The organism is Arthrobacter sp. Ld5 (assembly GCF_051172775.1).
Lineage (GTDB): Bacteria > Actinomycetota > Actinomycetes > Actinomycetales > Micrococcaceae > Arthrobacter_D.
Window position 1 is genome coordinate 611,450 of sequence record NZ_JBPKBO010000024.1, and the last position, 26,218, is coordinate 637,667.

Consider the following 26,218-nt stretch of genomic DNA (forward strand, 5'->3'; position numbering starts at 1 on the left):
GAAGGACACCATGCCCATCGATCCGGTCGCGTCCGCGACCTTCGCCCCCACCGAGACCCCCGCTGCCGGGACCCGTAAGCAGACCATGGACTCCGAGGTGTTCATGTCCCTGCTCGTCAGCCAGCTCCGCAACCAGGACCCCAGCACCCCCATGGACACCAACCAGATGATCGCGCAGACCACGCAGCTGGCCATGATGGAGAAGATCACGCAGATGACCGGCGTCAGCGAGGAGAACTTCCACCTCCAGATGCGGTCCTCCGCGGCCGCGCTGATCGGCAACGAGGTCTCCTACACGGGGCCGGACGGCGTCGAGGCCAGCGGACTGGCGACCGCCGTCTCCTACAGCGGGCCGGTACCCACCGTCACCATCGGCGGGAAGAGCATCGCCCTCGACCTCGTCTCCGGCGTGGGCACCCTGCCCGCTCCGGCACCCGCAGCCCTGTCCTGATCCCGCACACCACGTCCTGATCCGCCCGTTCCGTCTCCGAAAGGCACCATCATGCTTCGCTCGCTCTACTCCGGCATCTCGGGGCTCCGCTCCCACCAGACCATGCTCGACGTCACCGGCAACAACATCGCCAACGTCAACACGACCGGCTTCAAGGGGTCCGCCACCCAGTTCCAGGACACGCTGTCCCAGCTGACGCAGGGCGCGGGTGCCCCGCAGGAGGCCCTCGGTGGCACCAATCCCGCCCAGGTGGGTCTCGGTACACAGGTTGCGGGGATCATCACCAACTTCTCGCAGGGTTCGGCCCAGGCCACCGGCCGTGCCACGGACATGATGATCAACGGCGACGGACTGTTCGTCACCCGTGCAGGCACCGAGACCCTCTACACACGCGCCGGAGCCTTCACACCCGACGCCGACGGGCGCCTCGTCACGCCCGACGGTTCCATCGTCCAGGGCTGGCCCGCGGTCGGCGGTGTGATCCAGCAGGGCGCTGTCGGCGACCTGCGGATGCCCAGGATGGGGGAGGTCACCGCGAACGGCACGCTCGAGTCCTTCACGCTCGGCCCGGACGGCACCCTCGTGGGTGCGTTCAGCGACGGTACCCGGCAGCCGCTCGGCCGGATCGCGCTGGCAGGCTTCGTCAATCCGGCAGGGCTCGAGAAGGCCGGTGGCTCGTCCTACCGGACGACCGCGAACTCCGGTGCCGCGGAGATCGGTGCGCCCGGCGCCAACGGCCTCGGCACGGTCGACGCCGGGGTCCTCGAGATGTCCAACGTGGACCTCTCGCAGGAGTTCACCAACCTGATCGTCGCGCAGCGCGGGTTCCAGGCGAACGCGCGCATCATCACGACGTCGGACGAGGTGCTCCAGGAGCTCACGAACCTCAAGCGCTGACCCCGGCTCGCAGGGGAAGGACACCGGACGGCCGCGGGACGGACCGCCCGGCGCCACCACGCTTCCTTGATGTGTACCTGCCCGGTGTACCTGCCCGGTGTACCTGCCCGGTGTACCTGTTCACCGGGCAGGTACACCGGGGGCGCGTCCCTGGTCCGGCGCGGGCCGGCGCGTCTGCACGGCGCCCGGTCCTTACGAAGCCGGCGCCGGTGCCGACAGTGGGTGGAAGAGACCCCGCCGGGGTGTCCCGACCCCAGGATGTCCGATGATCGTGGTGACCCGGCTCAACGAGAGCCAGTTCGCGGTGAACCCTGACCTCATCGAGCGCATCCATGAGAATCCCGACACCACGCTCGTGATGGTCGACGGAGCGAAGTACATCGTCACGGAGTCCCTCAGCGAGGTGATCGAGCTCATCGCCGCGTACCGCGCGCGCATCATCTCGCTCGCGCGCTTCCTGCCCGGCGACCCGACCGACGGCGCGTCCGACGGCAGGGACCGGACGACCCAGCGTCCGCTCGGCCTCGTCCGCGATGCACCGGCCGATGCCACGGGGGCGGGCCACACCGGCCAGGCCGGGGCCGACGGCGCAGGCTCACCCGTTCAGTTGAGACCTAGGACCACGTAATGGATCCCGCAACAATCATCGGCATTCTCGTCGCCTTCGGTGCGCTGTACGCGATGATCACCCTCGAGCACGCGAGCGTCGAGGCGCTCCTCCTGCCGGCACCCATGATCCTCGTGTTCGGTGCCACCATCGCCATCGGGATCGCCGGCGGCACCTTCAAGGACTTCCTGGTCGCGGTGAAGGCCGTCCCGCCGGCCATGATGGGCAAGACCACTCCGCCGCAGGACACCATCGACAGCGTGGTGGTCCTCGCCGAGAAGGCCCGCAGCGAGGGACTGCTGGCCCTCGAGGAGGAGGCGAACACCGTCGGTGACCCGTTCCTGCGCGGAGCCCTGCAGAACATCGCGGACGGAACGGACGGCGAGGAACTGCGCGAGATCCTCGAGGACGAGATCGACTCCGCCTCCCAGACGCACCGCACGGCCTCGAAATTCTTCGCCAGCCTCGGTGGCTACGCCCCGACGGTGGGCATCATCGGCACCGTCGTCTCGCTGACCCACGTGCTCGAGAACCTCTCCAGCCCCGACAAGCTGGGGCCGATGATCGCCGCGGCGTTCGTCGCGACGCTCTGGGGGCTGCTCTCGGCGAACTTCCTGTGGCTGCCCATCGGCACGCGGATCAAGCGGCTCGGCGAGATGGAGACCGCGCGCATGACCCTCCTGATGGAGGGGGTCCTCGCCGTGCAGGCCGGCAGCCAGCCCCGCCTGCTCGGTGAGCGGCTGAAGGCCATGGTCCCACAGCACGCCCAGGGCAAGGGCGGCAAGGACTCCGGGAAGGGCGCGAAAGGCACCGCCGAAGGCCCGCCCGCGCAGGGCAGGGCCGCGGCGTGAGCAAGCGCCCGCACCGCAAACGGCGCGGCGAGGACCACGGCGAGGAGCACCCGGACGAGCGCTGGATGGCCTCCTACATGGACATGGTCACCGTGCTGATGTGCATGTTCATCGTCCTGTATGCGATGTCGAGCGTGGACCAGCAGAAGTTCGAGCAGCTGCGTGCCTCGCTCGCCACGGGCTTCGGTGTGGTCGAGACCGCAACGGTGGACACGGCGGAGGGGACCGTCGTCGCCGCCGAGAATGTCAACGCCGAGGGTGAGTCCTTCACCGGAGGAGCCGCACTCGCCGATGCGACCCCGGAGGCACAGCAGGACGACGGGGCCGTCGCCGCACCGACGCCGTCGCCCGCGCCGTCCGCTGGAGGCGCAGCCGTGACCGCCGCGCCCACGCCGTCGCCCGCGCCGTCCGCCGGCGGGGACGAGGCGGAGCCGACGACCGAGCGCGAGCGCGCGATGGCGGAGGTCGAGAACCTCCGCGCGCTGCAGGAGCGGATCGACGCCGGGCTGCGCGAGCGGGACCTCGAGACGGCGGTCCGCTACGTGATCGACGAACGCGGCCTCACCATCCGGCTGGTCGGTTCCGAGACCTTCTTCCTCCCCGACAGCGCACAGCTGACCGAGCAGACGCAGCGCGTGCTCGAGAGCGTGGGGCCGGTCCTCGCGACCATCCCGAACGAGGTGGGGGTCGAGGGGCACACCGCGCGCCTGCCCGATTCGGTGCCGCGACCCCTCGACTGGGAACTGTCCACCCAGCGGGCCGTCAACGTCGTCCGGCACCTCATCGACACCGGCGGTGTCCCGGCCCCCCGGCTCGTGGCCATCGGTTACGGCGAGTCGCGGCCCCTGGCGCCGGGTGCCACCGAGGCGGAGCTCGAACTGAACCGCCGCGTGGACATCGTGGTGCACTCCGACGAGCCCGAGAGCGTGCGCGCGCTCATCCCGGGCATCACCGGCGGCACCTGAACCGCTAACAACCCCCCGGCGCCGTCCGATAGTCGGTGGCGTGACGGTCCAGGAACAACTCTCCTTCGGCGTGCCCACGGCACCCGCGAGGGCGGTGGATGTCTATGACTTCCGCCGGCCCACCACGCTCGCCCGCGAGCACTCCCGCGTACTCGAACTCGCGTTCGAGACCTTCGCGCGCCAGTGGGGCACGCAGCTCACCGCGAAGGTCCGCGTGATCTCCCAGGTGACCAGTGAACAGGTCCTCATGCAGACCTACAACGAGTACGCGGCCTCGCTGCCTGCCACCACGGCGATGGTGCTGTGCAGCATTCCCGAGCATTCCAGCAAGGCCGTGATCCAGTTCCCCGCCTCGGCGGGCCTGTTCTGGGTGGACTCGATGCTGGGTGGCCACGGCACGGTGCCTGCCGGCGAGCGGAAGTTCACGCAGATCGAGCAGGCCCTGATCCGGCGGCTCATGGACGACGCCCTCGAGGGGCTCCACTATTCGCTCGGGTCCGTGCTGACGCACCAGCTGGGGATCGACTCCCTGCAGTACAACTCGCAGTTCGCCCAGGCGGCCTCGACCACGGAACTCATGATCGTGGGCATCTTCGAGATCCGCGTCGGTGAGCGTTCCTGCCCGGCGACGGTGGCCATCCCCGCGCAGCTGCTGCTGGCACAGCTCGGGGACACGAATCCCACCGCAACCGGCGACGACGCCCGCGAGCTGATCGAGCAGCAGGTCACCCACGTGCCCGTCGACGTCGCGGTGCAGCTCGCCGCGCTGCCCGTACTGCCGTCGCGCATCCTCCACCTCGCCGTCGGGGATGTCCTGAAGCTGCCGCATCCGCAGCACCGGCCCTTCGAGCTCGCCGTCAACGGGCAGCGGCTCGGCGAGGCGGCCCTGGGCCAGAACGGATCCCGTCTTGCCTGCGTAGTAGTGACCACCGAGGAGAACACCGCACCATGAACACCACCACCGCCGAGCTCACCGCCGCCGCAGCCCTGGCCGAGCGACTGCCCCTCCCCGGGCCGCTCACGGCGGAGCCCTGCAACGCCTCCGAGGTGCCGTCCGCCAGCGCGTCGACCGCCGTCGTCGCATCCTTCGTGGGTGCGGCCTCCGCGGACCTCGCGGTCGTCCTGCTCGACGCCCAGCCGCTGGCCGCGGCCGCCGGTACGTCGTCCCCGCTCGTCTCACCGGCCGATGTGCTCGTGCCGGCGCTCGAGTCGGCGTCCTCGTCCCTCGGGGACGGCGTGCTGGGCACCCCCGCCATGCAGGATGCCCTGCCGCTGTTCCGCGACGCCGAGACCTCCGTGTTCCGGCTCGCCGGGCCCTCCGGCACCGTGGGATGGTTCGCGGTCCGCCTGCGCGGTGCCCGGCCCGGTGCCGCGCCCCGCCGGTCCTCGGCCTCCGCGGGCGCGGCGAACCTCGGCCGCATCAGCAACGTGGAGATGGCCATGACGGTCGAGATCGGCCGCACGCGGATGTCCGTCCGCGACGTCCTGGACCTCGAACCCGGCGCCGTCATCGAACTCGACCGCTCCGCCGGGGCTCCCGCCGACGTCCTGCTCAACGGCAGGCTCGTCGCGCACGGCGAGGTCGTGGTCGTCGACCAGGACTACGCGGTCCGCATCACGCAGATCCTCGACGTGACCGACGGCGCCCTCTGATGGACGTCGTGGTGCTCGCGCTGAGGGTGCTGCTGTCCCTCGGTGTCGTCCTCATGCTGCTCTTCGTGCTGCACCGCAAGCTCTCGAAGCTCAACGGGACGCGGGCCGGCGCGGGCCTCGTGTCCGTCGTCGCCCGTCAGGGCCTCGGCCCCAAGGCCTCACTCGTGGTGGTCGACGCCGAGGGCACCCGGTTCTATCTGGGTGTCACCGAGCAGTCGGTGTCGGTCCTGCACTCCGCGGATGCCCCGCGTGCACTGCAGGCCGTTCCGGTCGCGGACGACGCGGCCGCGCTGCCGCTCCGTGCGATCCAGTCCGGCCTGGCCCAGCCCGGTGCTGTCCCGTCCGGCGCGCTCCAGTCCGGCCCCGTCCCGGCCCTCTCCTCCAGCGCTGCCCCTGACGCGGACTTCGCCGCGTCGCTGCGGCTCGCCACGGCGGGCGACCAGCCCGTGCCCGCCACGCGTCGTGCGGCCCGTGCCGCCCAGGACGTCCGGACCGGCCGGGCTCCCGCGCCGCTGCACGGCTCGATCCTCGCACCCGCCACCTGGAAGCAGACCGCAGCCTTCCTGCGCCAGGGACGGGCGGGGTGACGACGGCGCTCCTGCCGCCGGTCCGCCCGGCACGCTCCGCCGATCCGACCCCCACCGCCCGGTCCGTCCGTGCCGCGTTCCCGACGGTCCTCACGGTGCTCGCCGCCCTCGTGCTCGCCGCCGTCGTCGTCCTCCTCGGCGCCGCTGTCGGCCATGCCGGTGAACTGGACCCGGGCGTCCCCGGACCCGTCGCGCCGTCCGCCCCCGCCGACCCCACCGCACCCGCAGAGCCGGGCAGCGACGACGGCCTCTCGGTCGAGATCAACGGCGTCAACGGAGCACCGAGCTCCGCGGTCCTGACCCTCATCGGCATCACCCTGCTGTCGGTCGCGCCGGCCCTGCTGCTGATGATGACGTCCTTCACCAAGATCTTCGTGGTCCTCGCGATGACCAGGAACGCCCTGTCCCTGCCGTCCATCCCGCCCAACCAGGTGCTCGCCGGGCTCGCCCTGTTCCTGTCGCTGTTCATCATGGCGCCGGTCCTCACCGAGATCAACAGCCTCGCCGTCCAGCCCTACCTCGACGGCGCGACGACGTTCACCGAGGCCCTCACGGACGGCTCCGGGCCGCTCCAGACCTTCATGCTGGCCCACACCCGCGAGGAGGACCTGGCGCTCATGACACGGGCCGCCGGGCAGCCGAACCCCGAGGACGCGGCGAGCGTCCCGCTGACCACCCTCATCCCGGCGTTCATGATCTCCGAGCTGCGGGCCGCGTTCATCATCGGCTTCGTGATCTTCGTACCCTTCCTCGTGATCGACCTCGTGGTGTCCGCCGCCCTGATGTCCATGGGCATGATGATGCTGCCGCCGGTCATGATCTCGCTGCCCTTCAAGATCCTGCTGTTCGTCCTCGTGGACGGGTGGGGCCTCATCATCACGGCCCTCGTCAACAGCTATCAGGGCGGCTGACGTGGACGCCAACGCCGTCCTCGACATCGGGCTCGCCGGCATCTGGGTCGCCGCGAAGCTGTCCGCGCCGGTCCTCCTGACCGCCCTCGTGGTCGGGTTCGCGATCTCGCTGCTGCAGTCCATCACCCAGATCCAGGAGGTCACGCTCTCCTTCGTGCCGAAGGCCGCCGCCGTGTGCCTGGCCCTGCTGGTCTGCGGGCACTGGATGATCTCTGAGATGATCTCGTTCACGCACGAGATGTTCGAGCGCATCCCCGGGCTCCTCGGGGGCGGCTGACGTGGAGATCGTCCTCGACCAGTCCCGCATCGAAGCCATCATGCTCGCGGGCGTGCGGATCGTCGCGTTCCTCGTGATCGCGCCGCCCTTCTCCTACAGGGGCATCCCGGCACGCGTGAAGGCGATGCTCGCCGTCGGGCTCGCCCTCGCCGTGTCCCCGAGGGTCGAAACGGGATATCAGACCGCCGGGACCGGCCAGTACATCGGTGCGCTGGTCCTCGAACTCGTGGTCGGCGCCGCCCTGGGCTTCCTCGTGCTCGTCGTGTTCTCCGCCATCCAGTCCGCCGGCAGCCTCATCGACCTGTTCGGCGGCTTCTCGCTGGCCCAGGGGTTCGACCCGCAGTCCATGGTCAACGGCGCCCAGTTCGCGCGCCTGTTCCAGCTGACCGCCCTGACACTGCTCTTCACCTCCGACGGCTACCAGCTGATCATCGGCGGGCTCGTCCGCACCTTCGACGCCCTGCCCCTCGGCGGAGGGCTGGACCTCGCGCAACCCGCGGGAGCGCTCACCGGCGCCGTCACCGGGCTGTTCCTCGCCGCCGTGCAGATCGCCGGGCCGCTCATCGTCGTCCTCTTCCTGGCCGACGTCGGCCTCGGGCTCCTCACGCGTGTGGCGCCCGCGCTGAACGCGTTCGCGCTCGGGTTCCCGCTCAAGATCTTCATCACGCTCAGCCTCGGCGGCGTGGTCTTCGTCGCCCTGCCGCGCGTCGTCTCGACCCTCGCGGACACCGCGGCCGAACTCCTGATGGGGGTGGGCTGACCATGGCGGAGGATTCCGGAGAGAAGACCGAGCAGGCCACCGACAAGCGGATGAAGGACGTCCGCTCGAAGGGCCAGCTGTCCAAGTCCGAGGACTTCACCGCGTGGATCGGCGTCGGGGCGGCCGCCCTCATGCTGCCCTCCCTCATCTCCCGGTCGGCCGATGCCGCCACCGAGCAGCTCGTCCGCGTGAGGGACACCATCGCCAGCCCGGACCCCGCGACCGCCATGGACGCCCTGGCCGACGGCGGAGCCTCGCTCGCCGGGATCCTCGGCCCGTTCCTCGGTGTGCTGCTGGTCGCCGTCCTCGGGACCGCGGCCCTGCAGGGCGGGATCCACGTCAAGAAGTTCTCCGGCAAATTCGAGCAGTTCAACGTGGTCACAGGCCTCAAGCGGGTCTTCGGCGGGCAGGCCCTCTGGAACGGCGTGAAGGCGCTCCTGAAGACCGGCGTCGTCGGCCTCGTGCTCGTCGTCGTCGTGCAGAACCTGATGCCCGTGCTCATGGCGGCCGGCGGACTGTCGGTGGCGGCCCTCCTGAACACCGCGGGGGAGGGGACGGCGGCGCTCCTGCAGGCTGCCGTCGTCGCCGGTCTCGTCCTCGCGGCGATGGACGTCCTCGTGGTGCAGCGCCGCAACCGCAAGAAGACCCGCATGACCAAGAAGGAGGTCAAGGACGAGAACAAGAACTCCGACGGCGACCCCCTCATCAAGTCCCAGCGGCGCTCCCGCCAGCTCGCGATGAGCCGGAACCGCATGATCGCCGCCGTGGGCGGGGCCGACGTCGTCCTCGTCAATCCGACGCACGTCGCCGTCGCCCTGATGTACGAACCCGGGCGCTCCGCGCCGCGCGTCGTCGCGAAGGGTGCCGGCGTCATCGCGGCGAGGATCCGCGAGGAGGCGGAGAAGAAGAACGTCCCGATGGTCTCCGACATCCCGCTCGCCCGCGCACTGCACGCCGCGTGCGACCTCGGCCAGGAGATCCCGTTCGAGAACTACGACCAGGTGGCGCGCATCCTGGCGTTCGTCATGTCCCTGAAGACCAGGGGTGCCGCACGCGGCGTCCACACCCTGCCCGCCCGACCCGCAACCGCCGGAGGCCTCTAGACCATGCGCTCATCCGCCCCCAAGTTCCTGGTGCCCGTCGGGGTCGTCGGCATCATCCTGCTCCTCGTGGTGCCGGTGCCGTCGGTGCTGCTGGACCTGCTGATCATCGTGAACATCCTGCTGGCACTGGTGATCCTCCTCAACACCATGTTCATCCGCAAACCGCTGGACTTCTCGGTGTTCCCGTCCCTGCTGCTCGTGGCGACGCTCTTCCGTCTCGGCCTCAACGTCGCCTCGACCCGCCTCGTCCTCGGCGAGGGGTACGCGGGCGAGGTCATCGCCGCGTTCGGGCACGTCGCGGTCGGCGGCTCCATCATCATCGGCGCCGTGGTCTTCCTCATCCTCGTGGTCATCCAGTTCGTGGTCGTCACCAAGGGTGCGGAGCGTGTCGCCGAGGTGGGGGCGCGGTTCACCCTCGACGCGATGCCGGGCAAGCAGATGGCCATCGACGCTGACCTCAACGCGGGGCTGATCACCGACACCCAGGCCCGCGAGCGGCGGGCCGAGGTCTCGGCGGAGGCCGACTTCTACGGGGCGATGGACGGTGCGTCCAAGTTCGTGAAGGGCGATGCCATCGCCGGCATCATCATCATCATCATCAACCTCGTGGGCGGCATCGCGATCGGGATGCTGCAGAACGGGCTGCCGGTGTCCGAGGCGCTCACCACCTACGGCCTGCTCACCATCGGCGACGGTCTCGTCACCCAGATCCCGGCGCTGCTCATGGCGGTGTCCACCGGCATGATCGTCACGCGCTCCAACGCCGAGGCGGACATGGGGTCCACCGCGGCCCAGCAGCTCGGCCAGTCGCAGAACGCCCTGCGCATCGCGGGTGCCGCGGCGGTGGTCATGGCGCTGATCCCGGGCATGCCGAAGCTGCCGTTCATCGTGGTGGGCGCGGGCCTGATCGTCATCGCGCAGAGCATCAGGAAGTCCGAGGCCGACGCGCGGACGGCCGCCAGTGCGCTCGAGGCCGAGGCCGCGCGCCCCTCGATCGACAGCACCGACGACCTGCTGGAGCAGATGCGCGTCCACTCCCTGGAAGTGCTGCTCGCCCCCGATCTGGTGGACGTGGTCACCGGGGCCCCGGACGATCTGCTCGGTCGCGTCCGTGCCCTCCGGCGGAAGATCGCCCTGGAGCTCGGCGTCGTGGTGCCTCCGGTACGCACGCGGGACAGCGTGGAGCTGCCGCCCGCCACGTACGTCATCAAGATCGCCGGCGTCGAGGCGGGACGGGGCGAAGCCCCGCGCGGCAAGGTCCTGGCCCTCGGCGACCACCTCACGCACCTGCCGGGCACCGCCGTCGTCGAACCGGTCTTCGGGCTCGCCGGGAAGTGGGTGCCCGCCGAGCTCCGGCACAACGCCGAACTGGCCGGCGCCACCGTGATCGACCGCGTGTCCGTCCTCGTGACGCACCTGTCCTCGGTGATCACCGCGAACGCCGCACGCCTGCTGTCCCGGGAGGACGTCCGGGTGCTGACCGACGGCGTCCGCCAGGTGAACCCCTCGGCCGTCGAGGAGCTCGTCCCCGGGCTGCTGTCCCTCGCCGAGGTCCAGCGCGTCCTGCAGGGACTGCTGTCCGAGCAGGTGCCGATCAACGACCTCGCCCGGATCTACGAGGCGCTGACCCTCAAGGCGAAGTCGTCGTCCGAACCCGAGGGCCTCATCGAGGCGGCGCGGCTCGCCCTCGGGCCGGCGGTCACCCAGCAGTACCTCGACGGCACGCTGCTGCGCGTCATCATGATCGACCCGCTGCTCGAGCAGTCGATGCTCGAGGGGCTCCGGCCCTCCGACCAGGGCACGCAGATCATGCTCGATCCCGCGCGGACCGACGCCGTGCTCTCCTCCGTCCGCTCGACGGTCGCCGACATCGAGGCCACCGGGAACTCCGCCGTGCTCGTGTGCGCGCCCGCGCTGCGCCCGGCCCTCAGGCGGCTCGTCGGACCGCAGGCAGCGAACCTGCCCGTGTTGTCCTACCAGGAGGTCACGAGCGCCAACGTCGCGATCGAGACAGTAGGAGTGGTCCGTGGCACCGCAGTTATTTCATCTTGAAGGCCCCTCCCTCGAGGAGCTGAAGACCAAGGCCGCGGCCCTGTACGGACCGCGCGCCCTCATCGTGTCCGCGGAACTGGTGACGGTGGGCGGGATCCGTGGCGTCCTCGCGCGGAAGCACTACGAGATCGTGGTCGAGGTGCCCGAGCCCGACGGGTCTCCCGACGGACCGCGCGGCGGTCCGCCCGGTGGATCCCGGGACGGTGCTCCCGGCGCCGAGCGGCGTCGTGGACGCCGGAGCGCCGGCGGGCCCTCGGGTCTCGACGCCCTCCTCCAGCAGGCCGAACTCGACGAGGTCCGGATCGCGGAGGGCCCTGGCACCGGACCTGCCGGGGCGCCGGAGCCCCGCACGCCCGCGGCCGCGGTCTCCACGGACTCCACCCTCTTCGCGGCGCTCATGGACGAGCTGACGTTCGCCACGGACCCTGCGGCAGCACCGGCTCCCTCATCGGTGCCCGGTTCGCCGGACGTCGCCGGTCTGGCGGCTGCCAGGCCCCGGCGCTCGATCGCGGTGGATGCCGACGCGGTGGCCGACGCTCCCGACCGCGGGCTCCCGGACCCCGCCTCCGGGGCCGATGACACGTCCGGATCCGATGCCGCGTCCGGCTCCGATGCCGCGTTCCTCCGCGAGGGTGCGGCGGATCCGACCGACCTGCCCGAGATCCGGGGTCAGGTCCTCCGGCCGCCGGTCCTCGCGCCGGCGGCGCCTTCGGTGCTGCGGGCGCCGGGCGACCTCGTCGTCGTCGCCGGTGCACCCACCGTGGCCTCGGCGGTCGCCACCTCGATGGCCACGGTCCTGGGCCGGGGAGCGCCCGCGGCCCTGGCGATCTCCGGACCGCCGAGCCGGATGTTCCCGGCGGCCCGGTCGATCGACGACGGACTGGAGGCGAACGCCGCTCGTGCCGCGGGGGTCGACGGCGGCCACGCCGTCTTCGTCGCGCTGTCCAGCGAGGACCCACTGGTGGATGCTCGTGCGCTGCTCGCGCTTCGGCCCGACCAGGTGTGGCTCGCCGTCGACGCCGGGCGCAAGGAAGCGGACACCGCGGCGTGGGTCGGGGCGCTGTGCCGCAGCATGGAGCGTGCCGGGCTCGCTCCGGCAGGGGTCGCCGTCGTCGGATCGGCGAGCACGGCGACGCCGGAGACCGTGCGGGCGCTCGGCCTCCCCGTCGGGTGGCTCGAGGGACGCCCCGCCCGCGAGGCTGCATCGCCGTCCCCGTCTGCCGCCGCTGCGCCGGCCGCCGCCGGACCACGCAGGCAGGGCGGCGGTCGACGTCGCGCCGAGCCCGCCGGGATAGAGTGACACGATGCTTGTACTCACGCGAAAGGTCGGCGAGCAGATCCTGATCGGCGACGACATCGTCATCACGGTGCTCGATTCCCGCGGCGATGGTGTGCGCATCGGCATCGACGCGCCCCGCGGCGTCAAGATCCAGCGCGAGGAGGTCCTCCGCGCGGTCACCGAAGCGAACCTGGCGGCTGCGGCCGCCGGTGCGGATGACGCCGACGCCCTGAAGGCCCTGCTGCAGTCGGGCGCGAGGGTGTCCACCGACGACGCGGGGGCCGAACGTCCGGAGACCTGACCGGCCCCCCCGCCGCTCCGGGGCCCGGACGCCCTTGCCGGCGCCTCCTCCGCTCCGGGGGCAAGCCGCCCTTGCCGGAGCACCAGCCCGACACCGTCGGCCGTGAATCCGAGCCGGGATCCGGGCACGAAAAAGCCCCGGTGGCGGACCAACCGGGGCGATCGTGGAGCCTCCTGCCAGAGTCGAACTGGCGACCTTCTCATTACGAGTGAGACGCTCTACCGACTGAGCTAAGGAGGCAATGCTTCCTGATCCCGGACATCGTCCGGGGCCGATCCACAAGTCACAACTTTATAGGAGGGGTCGGCCCGCGGTCAAAATGGTGGGCGGGTGCGGAGCCGTGGACGGTCTGTCGGAGTCCTGGTCGGCGCCCGAGGAATCCCTCAGCAGCGGGCGCCGTCCTCCGGGACCGTCCCGTCGAGCAGGAAGTCGTCGACGAGATCCCGGATGCAGTCGTTGGACCGGCCGTAGGCGGTGTGGCCCTCGCCTTCCCACGTCACATGGACGCCGGACTCGAGCTGACCGGCCAGCGCCGTCGACCATTCGTACGGTGTCGCCGGATCGCCCGTGGTGCCGATGACGACGATGGGGTCTGCGCCCGCGGCCCGCACGGGAGCGGGGTCGAGGACCGGCGGATACTTCCACGCGTCGCAGGTCACGCCGCCGAACGCGAGGAACCGGCCGAAGGTCGGTGATGCAGCGACGAGTTCCTGCTCGTCGGCACGCATCTGGGCGGGATCGCTCGTCATCGGGTAGTCGAGGCAGTTCACGGAGAGGAACGCCGCCGTCGAGTTGCCCGCGTAGGTGCCGTCCGGCTCGCGTTCGGCGGCGAGATCCGCGAGGTAGAGCATGGTGGACACGTCACCCTGGAGGGCGTCCGAGACTGCCTGCGTGAGCGTGGGCCAGTTGCCGTTGTCGTAGAGCGGCAGGATGAAGCCCTGGACGAAGGTGGAGATCGGCACGCGGCGGCCGTCGTCCGCCGTCATCGGCTCGCGCTCGACGGCGGCGAACAGGTCCTGGACCTGCCGGACGCCGTCGTCGACCGTCCCGGTGTACGGGCACTCGGAGCCCTGCCGGCAGTCGGCGACGTAGGCGCGCAGGGCCTTCTCGAAGCCGCGCGCCTGGCCGAGGGTGATGTCCTCGTTGCTCAACGACGGATCGATCGCGCCGTCGAGCACGAGGCGTCCGGCCCGCTCCGGGAACAGCTCGGCGTACGTGGCGCCGAGTTGCGTCCCGTATGAGAATCCCAGGAAGTTCAGCTTCTCGTCGCTCACGAGGGCCCGCAGGATGTCCATGTCCCGTGCCGCGGACTCGGTGTCCACGAAGCCCAGCAGTTCGCCCGTGCGTTCGGCGCACACGTCCGCGAACTCCTGCGCGTCGAGCGTCATGAGGTCCAGAAGCTCGTCGGGGGACGCCCCTGCTGGGTAGCTCTCCTGCCGCGTCTCGTCCTGTTCCGCGTCCGTGTAGCACTGGACGGCACTGGACCGGTTGACGCCCCGGGGGTCGAAGCCGACGACGTCGTAGTCCTCCCGCAGCCGGTCACTCGTGACGTAGTCGAGGGAGTCCTTCACGATATTGACGCCCGAACCGCCGGGCCCGCCGGGATTGACGAGGATCGTCCCCTGCGCCTCCCCCGGGGCAGCAGCGCGGATCGCCGCGATCTCGATGGTCGCGCGGCCGGGGTCGGTGTAGTCCAGCGGAACCTCGATCGTCGCGCAGGAGAACGATTCCTCGCAGCTCTCCCACCGCACGTCCTGCGTGTAGAAGGTGCGGAGATCCTCGTCCACGTCCCCGATCGCCGCCGGGTCGGCGGTCTCCACCGCGTCCGCGGGCGGGTCGGACCGGCTGTCCGGCGCGAGCAGCATGCACCCGGAAAGCCCCAGCACGACGGCGGCGGACGTGGCGAGGAGTGCGACGGCCCGGCCGACGGGGCCTCGAGGATCCCTGCCGAGGGGGACCGGCCGGCCGGTCATCGGTCGAGGTCCTTCCGGGACAGCAGGCTCACCGTCATCGCTTCGATCGCGAGCAGCGGGGACACGTTCGTGCTCACGAGGCGGGTGCGCACCTCGTTGATCGACTCGAGCCGGAGCAGCGTGTCCTCGGGGCTCTCCCGGCGGGCGAACTCCTCGAGCTCGGGCCGGAGCGGCTCGTTGACGAGCAGCTGTCCGCTGGAGACCTGGAGCATCAGCACGTCCCGGTAGAAGGAGATGAGGTCCGTCAGCGCGCGGTCGAAGTAGTCGTTCTTCGACCGCTTCGCCCGCCGCGTCTGGTCGTCCTCAAGCCTCTTGATCTGTGCGCGCATCGACGGCGGCAGGACGCCGGTCTCGGGGGCGCCGAGGGTGGCCAGCAGGGCCGTCCTCTCCTCGGCGTCGCGCTGCTCGAAGGAACTCTGGGCCTCCGCCTCGGCGAGCTTCACGAGGTCCGCCGCGGCACGCATCGCGCCGGCGACGGAGCGCAGGGTGAGCGGGAGCCGCACGATCTGGTTGCGGCGCTCGCGGGCGCCGTCGTCCGTCGCGAGCCTCTTCGCGATACCGATGTGGCTCTGCGCGGCGCGGGCGGCCGCCTCCGCCGTCGCCGCGTCGATCCCGTCGCGGGCGACCAGCAGGTCGGCGACGTCCTGCACGGGAGGCAGCCGGAGGCCGACGGAGCGGCACCGGGACCGGATGGTGACGAGCACGTCGCCGGGGCTCGGGGCGCACAGCAGCCAGATGGTCCGCGGCGGCGGTTCCTCGATCGCCTTGAGCAGCACGTTGGTGCTGCGCTCCTGCATGCGGTCGGCGTCCTCGACGATGATGATGCGCCAGCGCCCGGTGGACGGCTTGTCCTGTGCCTTGCGGACGAGTTCGCGCGCCTCGTCGATGCTGATCGTCACTTTCTCGGTGGTGACGTTGGTGAGATCCGCGTGTGCCCCGGAGAGGACCGTCCGGCAGGCCTTGCACGTGCCGCAGCCCCGCTCGCCGAGGGCTTCGCGCTCGCAGAGCAGGGCGGCGGCGAAGGCGCGGGCGGCGTTGGACCGGCCGGAGCCGGGCGGGCCGGTGAAGAGCCACGCATGGGTCGGCTCACCGGACTCGGCGGCGCGGCGCAACTGCTCGACCACCTGGTCCTGTCCGCGGAGGTCGGCCCAGACTCCGGAGGCGGGACGGCTGTGGGTCACGGCGCTCACGCCGACACCCGGGGGAGGGCGTCGAGGATGGAGCGGTGGAGATCCTCGGGCGTCCCCGATGCAGACAGGACGAGATACCGGTCGGGGTCCGCGCGGGCGAGGTCGAGGAAGGCGTCCCGGATGCTGGCGTGGAACGCGTCGGGTTCCGACTCGAGGCGGTCCTCGGCGGCCGCGCCGGCGGTGCGGCGGTTCCGGCCCTCGGAGGGCTCGACGTCGAGCAGGACGGTGAGGTCGGGACGGAGCCCGTCGGTGGCCCAGAGATTCACGTCCAGGACGGCCTGCGCGCCCAGCGCTCGCCCGGCGCCCTGGTAGGCGACCGAGGAGTCGATAAAGCGGTCGCAGACGACGACGTCGCCGCGCTCCAGCGCGGGCACGATCACCTGATGGACGTGGGCTGCCCGGGAGGCGGCGAACAGGAGGGCCTCGGTGCGTGCGTCGATCTCGCCGTGGCCGTGCTCGAGGACGAGTGAGCGCAGTTTCTCCCCGATGGGCGTCCCACCCGGCTCCCGTGTGCGGACCACGGTGCGGCCGGCGCCCTCGAGGGCCCGGCAGAGCAGTGCGGCCTGCGTGGACTTGCCCGCGCCGTCGCCGCCTTCGAGCGCGATGAAGAGCCCGGGGAGCCCGTGCGGGAGTGGAAAGGTCACGCACCCAGCCTACCGAGTGGCCATGACATCGAGGCCACAGGATAGGAGGTGTGCAGGGGGCCAGCCGTCCCGCCAGCGACGGGTGGACGTTGTCCACATACGGACCCTCCCCGCCTTCTTCGAATCCCTGTACTAATAATCTCTATCCATGGCGACAGCAGTGGTGGAGGAACTACCGACGGCGCGGGCCCTGGGTCTGGAAGGGTCGAGGCTCGCGCGGATCGCCGGGCAGTTCGAGGCCGAGGCGGATCTGGCCTCGACCGCCGATCTCGCGGCGGTCCTGGGCGCTGTCGAGCACCTCGCCCGGGTGGTCGAGTACCTGCAGGTGGTGGGGGCGGCTGCTGCCGACCGGCAGGACATCGCGCGCGTGGGGGAGACCCGGCAGGGCCTGGGCTGGAGTGGTCCACTGGCCGTTCCCGGCGACAGCCACGAGTTCCGGGACACCGCCGAGTACCTCCGGGCACGCCTGGGCATCACGCGACTGGAGGCGCGGCGGCGGATCCGCCTGGGAAAGGCGGTGCTGCCACGGCGAACCGCCACCGGGGAGTCCTGCCCGCCTCTGCTCGAAGTAGTCGGGGACGCGTTCAGAGACGCTGCGCTCAGTTCGTGCGCGGCGACGCGGATCAGCGATGCGGTGGAACGCGTCCGGCCCTGTGCCTCGACAGTGCAGGTCCGGGCGATGGAGGAAAGTCTGGCCGCACAGGCCGCGGAATCCGATGCCGACCTGTTGAACGTCGTCATCCGTCGGTGGGAGGCGGTGCTCGATCCCGACGGGGTCGAACCCAGCGAGGAACTCTTGAAGGCGCAGCAGGGCGTCTTCCTGCGGGGGCGGCGACGCGGGCTGCACCGGCTCGAGATCGCGGCGGACGACGAACAGGTCGAGTACCTCCTCACCGCCATGAACACCGCCGGCAACCCTCGAACCGTGCACCACACCGGAGGTTCAGGACGCACGGACCGCCAGGGCGAGGCCATCGGCGCGGGTGGCGACGGGCCCGGCGACCCCACGCCCAGCTGGGAACGCCGGAGCCAGCCCCAGCGCCACCTCGACGGGTTGGTCGGTGCCTGCCAGGTGGCCCTCGCCACGGATACGCTGCCCGCTACCGGTGGACACCGACCTCAGGTGATGGTCACCATCGACTACCGGGCTCTCGGCGAGGACCTCCGCAACGGTGGAGTCGTCCGGCGAACAGCCGTGGGACCGGGTGCGCGTGGAGCGGAGGCGTGGCAGTACGGCCACGCCGCGCAGGACGCTTGCCCGCGGCCGAACGAATCCCCGACCCCGGATGGCCGTCGCGACGCAGACGCCGGCGACTGCACCGCTCCCGCCGGTGATCCACGACCGCATCCCCGGGGCGGCTACAGCATCTTCGGCGGTCCTGTCACCGCGCGGACCGTGCGCAAGATCGCGTGCGATGCGGACATCATCCCGGTCGTCCTGGGTGGGCGCGGGGAGGTCCTCGACGTCGGTCGTGCCCGACGGCTCTTCGGCGTCGCGCAGCGCCGAGCTCTGGTCGCCCGGGACAGAGGGTGTGCCTTCCCCGACTGCACGGTCCCGGCCGTCTGGACGGAGGCGCACCACATCACGCCGTGGGTCGCGGGCGGGCGCACGGACGTCTCGAACGGCTGCCTCCTGTGCTCCTTCCACCACCGGCTCGTCGAACGGGGCAACTGGGTCATCGAGATGAGGCAGGGCGCTCCCTGGTTCACGCCACCGCCCTACCTCGATCCAGGCCGCACTCCGAGGCGGAACAGGCACCGTGAGCTCACCCTCGGCGGGACACCATGACGACGGTCCTTCAGCCACGTGAGAGGGAGGCGGGGCCGCGCGGTGCGGTCCACTGTGACCCTCCGCTTTTCCAGGCATGCGCTGTCCCGACTTACGCTGACTCCATGACGACATCTCGCGAGGCTCTGCTGCACGCCGGGCTCGCCCCGGACACGCTCACGGTCGCGGCCGGCCGCCCTCCCCGCGAGCACGACGCCCCGGTCAACGCGCCGCTCGTGCTCTCGACGACCTACCACGAGACGCGCGCACCCGAGCAGGGCGACCGCATCTACGCCCGTGGCTCCAACCCGACCTGGGACCCGTTCGAGGAAGCGCTCGGCGTGCTGGAGGCCGCTGATCTTCCGGCCCTCGTCTTCAGCTCCGGCCTCGGAGCGGCAGCGGCGGCACTGTCCCTCGTCCCGACCGGGGGAGCGGTGGTGATGCCACGGCACGCCTATGCCGGGTCGATCAGTCTCGCCGCGGATCTCGCGGCACAGGGCCGGTTCGAACTGCGCACCGTCGACATCGCGGACACCGCGGGCGTCCTCGCGGAGCTCGACGCGCTCGCGGCACGGTTCGATTCCGGTCAGGTGATGCTGTGGCTCGAGAGCCCCACCAACCCGATGCTCGAGGTGGCCGAACTGTCAGTCCTGACCGCCGCAGCCCACGCGAGCGGCGCGGTGGTCGTCGCCGACAACACCTTCAACACGCCCATCGTGCATCGACCCCTCGAGTCCGGTGTCGACATCGTGCTGCACTCGGTCACCAAGTGGCTGGCGGGGCATTCCGACGTCGTCCTCGGCGCGCTGGTCACCTCCGATCCGGCGCTTCGCGAGCGGCTGCTGGCGCACCGCACCCTGCACGGCGCCATCGCCGGGCCCTTCGAGGTCTGGCTCGCGCTGCGGGGGCTGCGCACCCTCGCGCTGCGCATGGACCGGAGCCAGGCCACCGCGGCCTACCTCGCGCACCGCCTCATCGACCATCCCGCCGTCCGTCGCGTCCGGTACCCGGGCCTTCCGTCCGACCCGGGGCACGAGCGTGCTGCAAGGCAGTTCGGCGGGTTCGGCGGGATCGTGAGCATCGAACTCGACGACGTCGCGACCGCGGACGCCCTCGTCGCGGCGGTCCGGCTCTGGCTCCCTGCGACGTCGCTGGGTGGCGTGGAATCGCTCGTCGAACGGCGGCGGCGCCAGCCGGCCGAGCCGACGACCGTCCCCGAAGCGCTCGTCCGCTTGTCCGTGGGGATCGAGAACCCCGGAGATCTCTGGGCGGATCTCGACCGGGCTCTTCGGCAGGCAGCGGGCGGGACAGGCGCGGATGCGGCGGAGGCGACGTCGGAAGTCAAGGCGTCCGGCGCAGCGGACGCGGTGACCTCCGGCGCGATGGTCAGTCCGGACGCGTAGAGGTCCGGGTGCGGTGGCGGGTTTCGACGCGGTGAGTCCTGACGCGGCGATGCGCCCTGACGCGGCGATGAGTCTTGACGCGGCGAGTCCGGAGGCGACGGCTCGCGCAACAGAGGGGTTCCGCCCCACCGACCTGACGTGCTGACTGCGGCGCCGTCAGCACCGCGTCCGGGGCAAGCCAGCTAAGCTGATTCCGTGACCCTTGTACTGACCATCCAGGCCTACCTGTACCTCGCCCTCGGCATCGTGGCCCTCGGTATCGAGGTATGGGCTCTCTCGGACTGCGTACGGCGTCCCGGCACAGCCTTCGAGGCCGCCTTCAAGCGGACCAAGGGGTTCTGGCTCGCTCTCACGGGCGGTGCCGTCGTCGTCGGCCTGTTGTCCGTGCTCGGTGGCGCGGGCGGATTCAACCTGTTCCAGTTGGTCGCCATCATCGCGGCCTGTGTGTACCTCGCCGACGTGAAGCCGGCCGTCAGCCAGACCTCGGGTCGTGGCGGCAGCCAGGGCCCGTACGGTCCCTGGTAGCAGCCCCTAGCCCGGAGCGACAGCGCTCCAGGCCACCGTGACCTCGCCAAGACGCCAGCGGGAGGGCCCGTCCTGGAGCGGCCAGCCGGCGGCCTTCAGCGCCGCGCACGTCGCCACCCACCGCTGCTGGTTCCCGAAAGACGCCAGGGACGCGGCATCGAGCCAGGCCCGATCGAGAGCCTTCAGGTAGGCGTGGACCCGTTCCCCCTCGACGTTCCGGTGGATCAGGGCCTTCGGCAGTCTCTCGGCGACATCGGACGGGAGTGTGAAGGCCCCGAACCGTAGCGAGATGCTCAGGGATTCCGGTCCTGCCGGTCCGACGGCAGCCCAGGTCGAGCGGCGGCCGATCTCGTCGCAGGTGCCGTCGATGAGCAGGCCGCCAGGTGCCAGACGCCCGCGGACCTCGTCCCAATAGGTTCCGTATTCGTCCTCGTCGTACTGCCGCAGCACGTTGAACGCCCGGACCACGACGGGGCGTCGGCCGGCGAGCGGCAGCTCGAACCCGCCCTGCCGGAAGCTGAGTCCGGGGCGAGCCAGGGGTGCGGCGCCCGCCACCCGTGCAGGGTCGATCTCGATGCCGACCACCTCGACGTCGTCGCGCACCGACCGCAGACGCGTGAACAGTTCGACGGCCGTGACGGGGGCGGCACCATAGCCGAGGTCGACCACGAGCGGATCGGCTGCCCGGCGCAGTCGGGAGCCGTGGGACGCGGTCAGCCAGCGGTCCACACGTCGGAGGCGGTTCGGGTTGGTGGTGCCACGGGTGATGGTCCCCAGAGGCTTGGGGGGACGAAGACGCGAAGGCACCAGTCAACACTAGGGCACGGCGGAGGGGCCGCCGCGCCGGGTGTCGCGACCCGTGGGGGCGTTCCGCCGGGTTGGTGCAGATGCCCCGGCTCTGGAGCGGCGCGTGCACGGATGTCCCGGCGCAGGCAGCCGTCACACGACGCCCTGGGATGACCCCCGCAGCACGATGCGGCAGCACGATGCGGCAGACTAGGACGCATGACCTACACACTGATCCTGCTGCGCCATGGCCAGAGCGACTGGAACGAGAAGAACCTCTTCACCGGATGGGTGGATGTCGCACTCACGGAGAAGGGACGCGAGGAGGCAACCCGCGGCGGGCACCTCCTGACGGAGGCCGGGATCCTTCCCGACATCGTGTACACGTCCCGGCAGAAGCGCGCCATCATCACCGCCAACCTCGCCCTCGAAGCGGCGGATCGCAGCTGGATCGACGTCAAGAGGAGCTGGCGGCTCAACGAGCGCCACTACGGAGCGCTGCAGGGCAAGGACAAGGCCCAGACCCTCGCCGAGTACGGCGAGCAGCAGTTCATGGAGTGGCGCCGGTCCTACGACACGCCGCCACCGCCGCTCGACGACTCCAGCGAGTACTCGCAGGCCGCCGATCCCCGCTACGCCGACCTCGGCGACTCCGTGCCGCGCACGGAGTGCCTGAAGGACGTCCTCGAGCGCTTCCTCCCGTACTGGGAATCGGACATCACGGCGGACATCAGGGCCGGCAGGACCGTCCTCATCGCCGCCCACGGCAACTCGCTCCGCGCCCTCGTCAAGCACCTCGACGGCATCAGCGACAAGGACATCGCGTCGCTGAACATCCCCACGGGCATCCCCCTCGTGTACGAGCTGGATGAGGACCTCAAGCCCGTGAAGGCAGGCGGCACCTACCTCGACGCCGACGCCGCAGCCGCGGCGATCGAAGCCGTCGCGAACCAGGGCAAGCACTAGCAAAACCGGTGCAGGCATGAACAGAACGACGGCGGCCCCGTCAGGGACCGCCGTCGTTCTGTTCGTTCCGGGGAGGGTCAGTTCAGCGGGGCGACCGGCTGCCATTCCCCCGTGACGAGGTAGGTGACCTTCCGGGCCACCGAGACGCCATGGTCCGCGAAGCGCTCGTAGTAGCGGCTGGCGAGGGTGACGTCCACCGTCGTCGGTGCGCTCTCGTTCCAGTCGTCGGCCGCGACAGCCTTGAAGACGCTGGCGTGCAGTGCGTTGACCCGCGCGTTGGCGACGCCGATCTCGTTGCTCAGCTCGAGATTGCGCGTCTCGAGGAGCTCCGTGACCTTCGTGGCGATCTGCACGTCGAGTTCGGCGAGTTCGTCGAACGTCGCCCGGATGCCTTCCGGGATCACGTTCGCGGGGAAGCGCAGTCGCGCGAGCTGGGCGACGTGGCGGGCGAGGTCGCCCATGCGCTCGAGCGACGCGCTCATGCGCAGCGCTCCCACGATCATCCGGAGATCGGACGCCACGGGGCCCTGGAGTGCGAGGATGTCGATGGCGCGCTCGTCGAGGGATTTCTGGAGGAAATCGATGCGCGCATCGGCGGCGATCACCTCCTGTGCAAGCTCGGTGTCGGCGCCCTGGAAGGCGCTGTTGGCCTTCTGGATGGCCTCGGTCACCAGCTGGGAGATCTCGATGAGCTCCTCGCCGATCTGGTGAAGCTCGGCCTGAAAAACCTTACGCACGTGGGCGTCCTTCCCTGGAAGTTTCGAATCGAACCGTTCCCACAGTTCCGCCGACGAGCATTCCAGCCAGCGGTGAACTGTTTCTCCGCTTTATGTGAACGTTAGTTGAACCCCTTGGCTAAAGCCACCGGATGGGGTCGGGCCGGAAATACCAGAGCATAAGCTTGGTCCGTGGACCCCCTTCTCCTGACGCTCGTGGCCGGGCTGGTCGGCCTGGCCCTCGGCGTGGCCGGCATGGCGGCGTTCCGCGCGAGCGAGGTGCAACGGCTCCGGCTGCTCTACGAGGACGAGCCCTCCCTTCCCGAGGGCGCAGCGGAGGTTCTCTCCGTCATCGGGCGGGCGTACGTGATCGTGGACGCGATCGACGGCGTCGTTCGTGCGAGTCCCGCGGCCTACGCCTTCGGACTCGTCCGCGGACATACCGTGGTCCACTCCGAGCTCCTGGACCTCACGGCCCGTGTCCGGCGCGACGGCGTGATCGAGCAGCAGCAACTCGAACTCCCCCGCGGACCCCTCGGCCAGGGGACGATCGTGGTGCAGGTCCGTGTCGCAGCCCTCGGCGCCGAGTACATCCTGATCCTCGCCGACGACCGCACCCAGATCACCCGTACCGAGGAGATCCGCAACGACTTCGTCGCGAACGTGTCCCACGAGCTGAAGACCCCCGTGGGCGCCATCTCCCTCCTCGCCGAGGCGATCGACGACGCCGCCGAGGACGAGGTGGCCGTCCGCCGGTTCGCCCAGCGCATGCACAAGGAATCCGGCCGGCTGTCCGCGCTCGTCCAGGACATCATCGAGCTCTCGAGGCTCCAGGGGGCCGACGTCGTCCGCCGTGGCAAGCCGGTGGACATCAACTCCGTGGTCGCCGAGGCCGTCGACCGCAACAAGCTCCCCGCCGAGAGCAAGCAGATCGACGTCGTGGTCGGGGGATCGGCCCCGATCCCGGTGCACGGCGACCGCGACCTGCTGATGACGGCCTTCCGGAACCTCATCGACAACGCCATCCGCTATTCCCCCGAGGGCACGCGGGTGGGCGTGGGGATCCGCTCCCGTGACGGCCTCGTCCAGGTGTCGGTCACGGACCAGGGCGTGGGCATTACGCCCGAGGAGCAGGAACGCGTCTTCGAGCGCTTCTACCGTATCGACGCCGCCCGGTCCCGCCAGACCGGCGGTACAGGGCTCGGCCTGAGCATCGTCAAGCACGTGGTCTCCAACCACGGCGGCGAGGTCACCGTCTGGTCGCAGCCGGGACAGGGCAGCACGTTCACCGTCCGGCTGCCCGAGATGGAAGGCACCGTGGACGACGGTGGTGCAGCAAATACTCCCGCATCGGCCGACGGCACTGCCCCGCCGGTCGAGCGGAAGCCAGGGAAGAGGGGCAGCACCGTTGCCCATGAGCAGGGAGTCAAGGCTTGACCCGCATTCTGATCGTCGAGGACGAGGAGTCCTTCAGTGACCCGTTGTCCTACCTCCTCGGCAAGGAAGGGTACGAGGTGTCCGTGGTGGACAACGGCCCTGACGCCATCACCGAGTTCGACCGCTCGGGCGCCGACCTGGTGCTGCTGGATCTCCAGCTCCCCGGCCTGCCGGGAACCGAGGTCTGCCGGCAGCTCCGCCAGCGCTCCAGCGTCCCGGTCATCATGCTGACCGCAAAGGACGCCGAGATCGACAAGGTGGTGGGCCTGGAACTCGGGGCCGACGACTACGTCACCAAGCCGTACTCCTCCCGCGAGCTCGTCGCCCGCGTCCGCGCGGTGCTGCGGCGCCAGGGTGAACCCGAGGAGCTCATCCCGAACACCGTCCAGGCCGGGCCGGTCCGCATGGACGTCGAACGGCACGTCGTGAGTGTCGACGGCGAGCCGGTGGCACTCCCGCTGAAGGAGTTCGAGCTGCTCGAGATGCTGCTCCGCAATTCGGGCAGGGTCCTGACCCGCGGCCAGCTGATCGACCGGGTGTGGGGCTCGGACTACGTGGGCGACACCAAGACCCTGGACGTCCATGTGAAGCGGCTGCGGCGCAAGGTGGAGCCCGACCCCGCGAATCCGCGCTACCTCATCACCGTGCGGGGGCTCGGCTACAAGTTCGAGCCCTGAGCCGGCGGGCGCTGGTCCGGGAGGTGCCCGCTGACGTCGTGCCGGGCAGGCGGGTTCCTCCCGACAACGACACTGCCCGCACCCGATCGGTCGGGTGCGGGCAGGATCGTGCGGTGGAGGCTACTCGCCCTCGGCTGCTTCCTCGGTCGCTTCGGGCTCGCTCGGCCGCGGCGTGAAACCGCCAGGCACGAAGTCGCGGTACTCCGCGAGCGTCCCGTCGAGCACCGGCACCTGGAAGGTGGCCTCCTCGCCGTCGGTCTCGAAGTCGACGTCGACCAGCGAGCCGGGGACGTCCTCCAGGCCCTCGAGGGTGGCGTCGTCCTCGGTCTCGTCCTCGAACCTGAACTCCCCGTCGCCGTCGATTGTGATGCTGGTCTCGGCCCCGCCCGCCCGGATGGACAGGTCCACGGGCTGGTCGCTCGTGTTGAACACGGTGCCCACGAGCCGGCCGGCGCTCTCGTCCTCGCTGCCCACGATCAGGATGTTGCGCAGCAGGACCGGTCCGAGGTCCTTCACGATGCCGTCCGAGGCTGCGTACTGCGTCGTCGTGGACTGCTCGGTGGTGAAGGTGCAGCCGGAGACCCCCAGCATGACCAGCACGGCGCCGGCAGCAACGGACTGCTGCACTCGGTTCTTGGGTGCGAAATTCACAGCACAGACTCCTGGGGTTCAACAGGTGGGACAGGGACGTAATCCGAAGGGGACCTACAGGACAGACTATCGGCAACGGGGTCCGATCGTGGTCTCGGTTCTGTCCGCACGACGGACCCGGATCACCTCCCGCCCCGTCCGTCAAGAGGCGAATGATAGCCAGTACCGCTTGATTCGGCTCCCTGACCTGCGCAAACACGCCCCTCGGCGTGTCGTTGCCGTGATAAACTGATTCCCGGGAAAGGGGAAGTTCACATGGTTTTTGAGGTCGGCGAAACAGTTGTTTACCCGCACCACGGCGCAGCGAAGATCGAGGAGATCAAGATGCGCGTCGTCAAGGGCGAAGAGAAGATGTACCTCAAGCTCAAGGTGGCCCAGGGCGATCTGACGATTGAAGTACCAGCAGAGAACGTCGACCTCGTGGGGGTCCGCGACGTGGTGGGCAAGGAGGGCCTCGAGCACGTGTTCGACGTCCTGCGGGCCGAGTTCACCGAGGAGCCGACCAACTGGTCACGCCGCTACAAGGCGAACCTCGAGAAGCTCGCCTCCGGCGACGTCATCAAGGTCGCCGAGGTGGTACGCGACCTGTGGCGCCGCGATCACGACCGAGGGCTGTCGGCCGGCGAGAAGAGGATGCTCGCCAAGGCGCGGCAGATCCTGATTTCCGAGCTCGCCCTGGCCGAGAAGACCGACGAAGAGAAGGCGGCAAGCGTTCTCGACGAGGTCCTCGCCTCCTAGGCGATGAGCAGACCAGGAAGAGGGACCTCCGGGTCCCTCTTTTCGTTGCG

General features: G+C 70.4%; 28 protein-coding genes and 1 tRNA gene. 22 read left to right on the forward strand and 7 right to left on the reverse strand.

Features of this window, described 5'->3' with window-relative positions; all coding sequences use genetic code 11:
* Positions 1-10: 10 nt before the first annotated feature.
* The 15 genes from ACSGDB_RS15850 to csrA all read left to right on the forward strand — a co-directional run bounded on the left by ACSGDB_RS15850 (position 11) and on the right by csrA (position 12,694).
* Positions 11-451 (forward strand): flagellar hook assembly protein FlgD, encoded by a 441-nt coding sequence (locus tag ACSGDB_RS15850; protein WP_434995930.1) that lies wholly within the window; start codon positions 11-13, stop codon positions 449-451.
* A gap of 51 nt (positions 452-502) precedes the next feature.
* Complete coding sequence (locus ACSGDB_RS15855; RefSeq protein WP_434995931.1) at positions 503-1,348, forward strand: flagellar hook-basal body complex protein; 846 nt, start codon at positions 503-505, stop codon at positions 1,346-1,348.
* A gap of 265 nt (positions 1,349-1,613) precedes the next feature.
* On the forward strand, positions 1,614-1,976 hold the full coding sequence (locus ACSGDB_RS15860) for a flagellar FlbD family protein (RefSeq protein WP_434995932.1): 363 nt from the start codon (positions 1,614-1,616) through the stop codon (positions 1,974-1,976).
* Entirely contained in the window at positions 1,976-2,806 is an 831-nt protein-coding gene (locus ACSGDB_RS15865; protein WP_434995933.1) for a motility protein A, read from the forward strand. The genes ACSGDB_RS15860 and ACSGDB_RS15865 overlap by 1 nt, the downstream gene beginning before the upstream one ends.
* Positions 2,803-3,771, forward strand: coding sequence for a flagellar motor protein MotB (locus ACSGDB_RS15870; RefSeq protein WP_434995936.1), 969 nt, complete (start codon positions 2,803-2,805; stop codon positions 3,769-3,771). Before ACSGDB_RS15865 ends, ACSGDB_RS15870 begins: the two co-directional genes overlap by 4 nt.
* 40 nt (positions 3,772-3,811) lie before the next feature.
* On the forward strand, positions 3,812-4,723 hold the full coding sequence (locus ACSGDB_RS15875; protein ID WP_434995937.1) for a flagellar motor switch protein FliM: 912 nt from the start codon (positions 3,812-3,814) through the stop codon (positions 4,721-4,723).
* Entirely contained in the window at positions 4,720-5,424 is a 705-nt protein-coding gene (gene fliN, locus ACSGDB_RS15880) for a flagellar motor switch protein FliN (protein WP_434995938.1), read from the forward strand. Before ACSGDB_RS15875 ends, fliN begins: the two co-directional genes overlap by 4 nt.
* Positions 5,424-6,011: a FliO/MopB family protein gene (locus ACSGDB_RS15885; protein WP_434995939.1), complete on the forward strand. Its 588-nt coding sequence runs from the start codon at positions 5,424-5,426 to the stop codon at positions 6,009-6,011. The genes fliN and ACSGDB_RS15885 overlap by 1 nt, the downstream gene beginning before the upstream one ends.
* Complete coding sequence (fliP, locus tag ACSGDB_RS15890) at positions 6,008-6,922, forward strand: flagellar type III secretion system pore protein FliP (RefSeq protein WP_434995940.1); 915 nt, start codon at positions 6,008-6,010, stop codon at positions 6,920-6,922. The genes ACSGDB_RS15885 and fliP overlap by 4 nt, the downstream gene beginning before the upstream one ends.
* A gap of 1 nt (position 6,923) precedes the next feature.
* On the forward strand, positions 6,924-7,199 hold the full coding sequence (gene fliQ, locus ACSGDB_RS15895) for a flagellar biosynthesis protein FliQ (RefSeq protein WP_434995941.1): 276 nt from the start codon (positions 6,924-6,926) through the stop codon (positions 7,197-7,199).
* Position 7,200: 1 nt separating this feature from the next.
* Positions 7,201-7,959, forward strand: a complete 759-nt coding sequence (locus ACSGDB_RS15900; RefSeq protein WP_434995944.1) for a flagellar biosynthetic protein FliR — start codon at positions 7,201-7,203, stop codon at positions 7,957-7,959.
* A 2-nt stretch (positions 7,960-7,961) separates the two neighbouring features.
* The gene (locus ACSGDB_RS15905; RefSeq protein ID WP_434995946.1) at positions 7,962-9,062 is read left to right on the forward strand and encodes an EscU/YscU/HrcU family type III secretion system export apparatus switch protein; all 1,101 of its coding nucleotides are present in this window, start codon (positions 7,962-7,964) and stop codon (positions 9,060-9,062) included.
* Positions 9,063-9,065: 3 nt separating this feature from the next.
* A complete protein-coding gene (locus tag ACSGDB_RS15910) occupies positions 9,066-11,114 on the forward strand; it encodes a flagellar biosynthesis protein FlhA (RefSeq protein WP_434995947.1) in 2,049 nt (682 codons plus the stop codon).
* A complete protein-coding gene (locus ACSGDB_RS15915; RefSeq protein WP_434995948.1) occupies positions 11,089-12,414 on the forward strand; it encodes a hypothetical protein in 1,326 nt (441 codons plus the stop codon). The genes ACSGDB_RS15910 and ACSGDB_RS15915 overlap by 26 nt, the downstream gene beginning before the upstream one ends.
* A gap of 4 nt (positions 12,415-12,418) precedes the next feature.
* Entirely contained in the window at positions 12,419-12,694 is a 276-nt protein-coding gene (gene csrA / locus ACSGDB_RS15920) for a carbon storage regulator CsrA (RefSeq protein WP_434995950.1), read from the forward strand.
* 164 nt (positions 12,695-12,858) lie between these two features.
* On the opposite strand, the gene ACSGDB_RS15925 is transcribed toward csrA, so the two are convergent.
* From ACSGDB_RS15925 to tmk, 4 genes are all read right to left on the reverse strand, one after another.
* Positions 12,859-12,934, reverse strand: a tRNA-Thr gene (locus ACSGDB_RS15925).
* A 143-nt stretch (positions 12,935-13,077) separates the two neighbouring features.
* Entirely contained in the window at positions 13,078-14,667 is a 1,590-nt protein-coding gene (locus tag ACSGDB_RS15930; RefSeq protein ID WP_434995951.1) for an alpha/beta hydrolase, read from the reverse strand.
* A complete protein-coding gene (locus tag ACSGDB_RS15935) occupies positions 14,664-15,857 on the reverse strand; it encodes a DNA polymerase III subunit delta' (protein ID WP_434995952.1) in 1,194 nt (397 codons plus the stop codon). The genes ACSGDB_RS15930 and ACSGDB_RS15935 overlap by 4 nt, the downstream gene beginning before the upstream one ends.
* The gene (tmk, locus tag ACSGDB_RS15940; protein WP_434995953.1) at positions 15,854-16,501 is read right to left on the reverse strand and encodes a dTMP kinase; all 648 of its coding nucleotides are present in this window, start codon (positions 16,499-16,501) and stop codon (positions 15,854-15,856) included. Before tmk ends, ACSGDB_RS15935 begins: the two co-directional genes overlap by 4 nt.
* A gap of 148 nt (positions 16,502-16,649) precedes the next feature.
* Between tmk and ACSGDB_RS15945 the strand changes: the two genes are divergently transcribed.
* The 3 genes from ACSGDB_RS15945 to ACSGDB_RS15955 all read left to right on the forward strand — a co-directional run bounded on the left by ACSGDB_RS15945 (position 16,650) and on the right by ACSGDB_RS15955 (position 20,197).
* On the forward strand, positions 16,650-18,290 hold the full coding sequence (locus tag ACSGDB_RS15945) for a DUF222 domain-containing protein (protein ID WP_434995954.1): 1,641 nt from the start codon (positions 16,650-16,652) through the stop codon (positions 18,288-18,290).
* 104 nt (positions 18,291-18,394) lie between these two features.
* Positions 18,395-19,672, forward strand: coding sequence for a trans-sulfuration enzyme family protein (locus tag ACSGDB_RS15950; protein WP_434995956.1), 1,278 nt, complete (start codon positions 18,395-18,397; stop codon positions 19,670-19,672).
* Between the two features lie 195 nt (positions 19,673-19,867).
* On the forward strand, positions 19,868-20,197 hold the full coding sequence (locus tag ACSGDB_RS15955) for a DUF2516 family protein (protein ID WP_434995957.1): 330 nt from the start codon (positions 19,868-19,870) through the stop codon (positions 20,195-20,197).
* Between the two features lie 6 nt (positions 20,198-20,203).
* On the opposite strand, the gene ACSGDB_RS15960 is transcribed toward ACSGDB_RS15955, so the two are convergent.
* The gene (locus ACSGDB_RS15960) at positions 20,204-21,004 is read right to left on the reverse strand and encodes a class I SAM-dependent methyltransferase (RefSeq protein WP_434995959.1); all 801 of its coding nucleotides are present in this window, start codon (positions 21,002-21,004) and stop codon (positions 20,204-20,206) included.
* Positions 21,005-21,202: 198 nt separating this feature from the next.
* Between ACSGDB_RS15960 and ACSGDB_RS15965 the strand changes: the two genes are divergently transcribed.
* On the forward strand, positions 21,203-21,949 hold the full coding sequence (locus tag ACSGDB_RS15965) for a phosphoglyceromutase (protein ID WP_434995960.1): 747 nt from the start codon (positions 21,203-21,205) through the stop codon (positions 21,947-21,949).
* 77 nt (positions 21,950-22,026) lie between these two features.
* Here the strand turns inward: ACSGDB_RS15965 and phoU are convergent, their stop codons facing one another.
* Positions 22,027-22,686, reverse strand: a complete 660-nt coding sequence (gene phoU / locus ACSGDB_RS15970) for a phosphate signaling complex protein PhoU (RefSeq protein WP_434995961.1) — start codon at positions 22,684-22,686, stop codon at positions 22,027-22,029.
* A 171-nt stretch (positions 22,687-22,857) separates the two neighbouring features.
* Between phoU and ACSGDB_RS15975 the strand changes: the two genes are divergently transcribed.
* Together ACSGDB_RS15975 and ACSGDB_RS15980 are read left to right on the forward strand one after the other, a co-directional pair.
* Positions 22,858-24,102, forward strand: a complete 1,245-nt coding sequence (locus ACSGDB_RS15975) for a sensor histidine kinase (protein WP_434995962.1) — start codon at positions 22,858-22,860, stop codon at positions 24,100-24,102.
* Positions 24,099-24,779, forward strand: coding sequence for a winged helix-turn-helix domain-containing protein (locus tag ACSGDB_RS15980; RefSeq protein ID WP_434995964.1), 681 nt, complete (start codon positions 24,099-24,101; stop codon positions 24,777-24,779). Before ACSGDB_RS15975 ends, ACSGDB_RS15980 begins: the two co-directional genes overlap by 4 nt.
* 120 nt (positions 24,780-24,899) lie before the next feature.
* On the opposite strand, the gene ACSGDB_RS15985 is transcribed toward ACSGDB_RS15980, so the two are convergent.
* Positions 24,900-25,430 carry a hypothetical protein gene (locus ACSGDB_RS15985; RefSeq protein WP_434995965.1) on the reverse strand — a complete coding sequence of 177 codons (531 nt, stop codon included), beginning with the start codon at positions 25,428-25,430 and terminating at the stop codon, positions 24,900-24,902.
* 255 nt (positions 25,431-25,685) lie between these two features.
* Between ACSGDB_RS15985 and ACSGDB_RS15990 the strand changes: the two genes are divergently transcribed.
* The gene (locus tag ACSGDB_RS15990; protein WP_043443336.1) at positions 25,686-26,168 is read left to right on the forward strand and encodes a CarD family transcriptional regulator; all 483 of its coding nucleotides are present in this window, start codon (positions 25,686-25,688) and stop codon (positions 26,166-26,168) included.
* Positions 26,169-26,218: the final 50 nt, after the last annotated feature.

What these genes read in the sequence shown, in the direction of transcription:
- ACSGDB_RS15850 (WP_434995930.1), top strand. Translation starts at nt 11, where the DNA reads ATGCCCATCGATCCGGTCGCGTCCGCGACCTTCGCCCCCACCGAGACC.
- ACSGDB_RS15855 (WP_434995931.1), top strand. Translation starts at nt 503, where the DNA reads ATGCTTCGCTCGCTCTACTCCGGCATCTCGGGGCTCCGCTCCCACCAG.
- ACSGDB_RS15860 (WP_434995932.1), top strand. Translation starts at nt 1,614, where the DNA reads ATGATCGTGGTGACCCGGCTCAACGAGAGCCAGTTCGCGGTGAACCCT.
- ACSGDB_RS15865 (WP_434995933.1), top strand. Translation starts at nt 1,976, where the DNA reads ATGGATCCCGCAACAATCATCGGCATTCTCGTCGCCTTCGGTGCGCTG.
- fliN (WP_434995938.1), top strand. Translation starts at nt 4,720, where the DNA reads ATGAACACCACCACCGCCGAGCTCACCGCCGCCGCAGCCCTGGCCGAG.
- ACSGDB_RS15885 (WP_434995939.1), top strand. Translation starts at nt 5,424, where the DNA reads ATGGACGTCGTGGTGCTCGCGCTGAGGGTGCTGCTGTCCCTCGGTGTC.
- ACSGDB_RS15905 (WP_434995946.1), top strand. Translation starts at nt 7,962, where the DNA reads ATGGCGGAGGATTCCGGAGAGAAGACCGAGCAGGCCACCGACAAGCGG.
- ACSGDB_RS15910 (WP_434995947.1), top strand. Translation starts at nt 9,066, where the DNA reads ATGCGCTCATCCGCCCCCAAGTTCCTGGTGCCCGTCGGGGTCGTCGGC.
- csrA (WP_434995950.1), top strand. Translation starts at nt 12,419, where the DNA reads ATGCTTGTACTCACGCGAAAGGTCGGCGAGCAGATCCTGATCGGCGAC.
- ACSGDB_RS15930 (WP_434995951.1), bottom strand. Translation starts at nt 14,667, where the DNA reads ATGACCGGCCGGCCGGTCCCCCTCGGCAGGGATCCTCGAGGCCCCGTC.
- ACSGDB_RS15945 (WP_434995954.1), top strand. Translation starts at nt 16,650, where the DNA reads ATGGCGACAGCAGTGGTGGAGGAACTACCGACGGCGCGGGCCCTGGGT.
- ACSGDB_RS15950 (WP_434995956.1), top strand. Translation starts at nt 18,395, where the DNA reads ATGACGACATCTCGCGAGGCTCTGCTGCACGCCGGGCTCGCCCCGGAC.
- ACSGDB_RS15965 (WP_434995960.1), top strand. Translation starts at nt 21,203, where the DNA reads ATGACCTACACACTGATCCTGCTGCGCCATGGCCAGAGCGACTGGAAC.
- ACSGDB_RS15990 (WP_043443336.1), top strand. Translation starts at nt 25,686, where the DNA reads ATGGTTTTTGAGGTCGGCGAAACAGTTGTTTACCCGCACCACGGCGCA.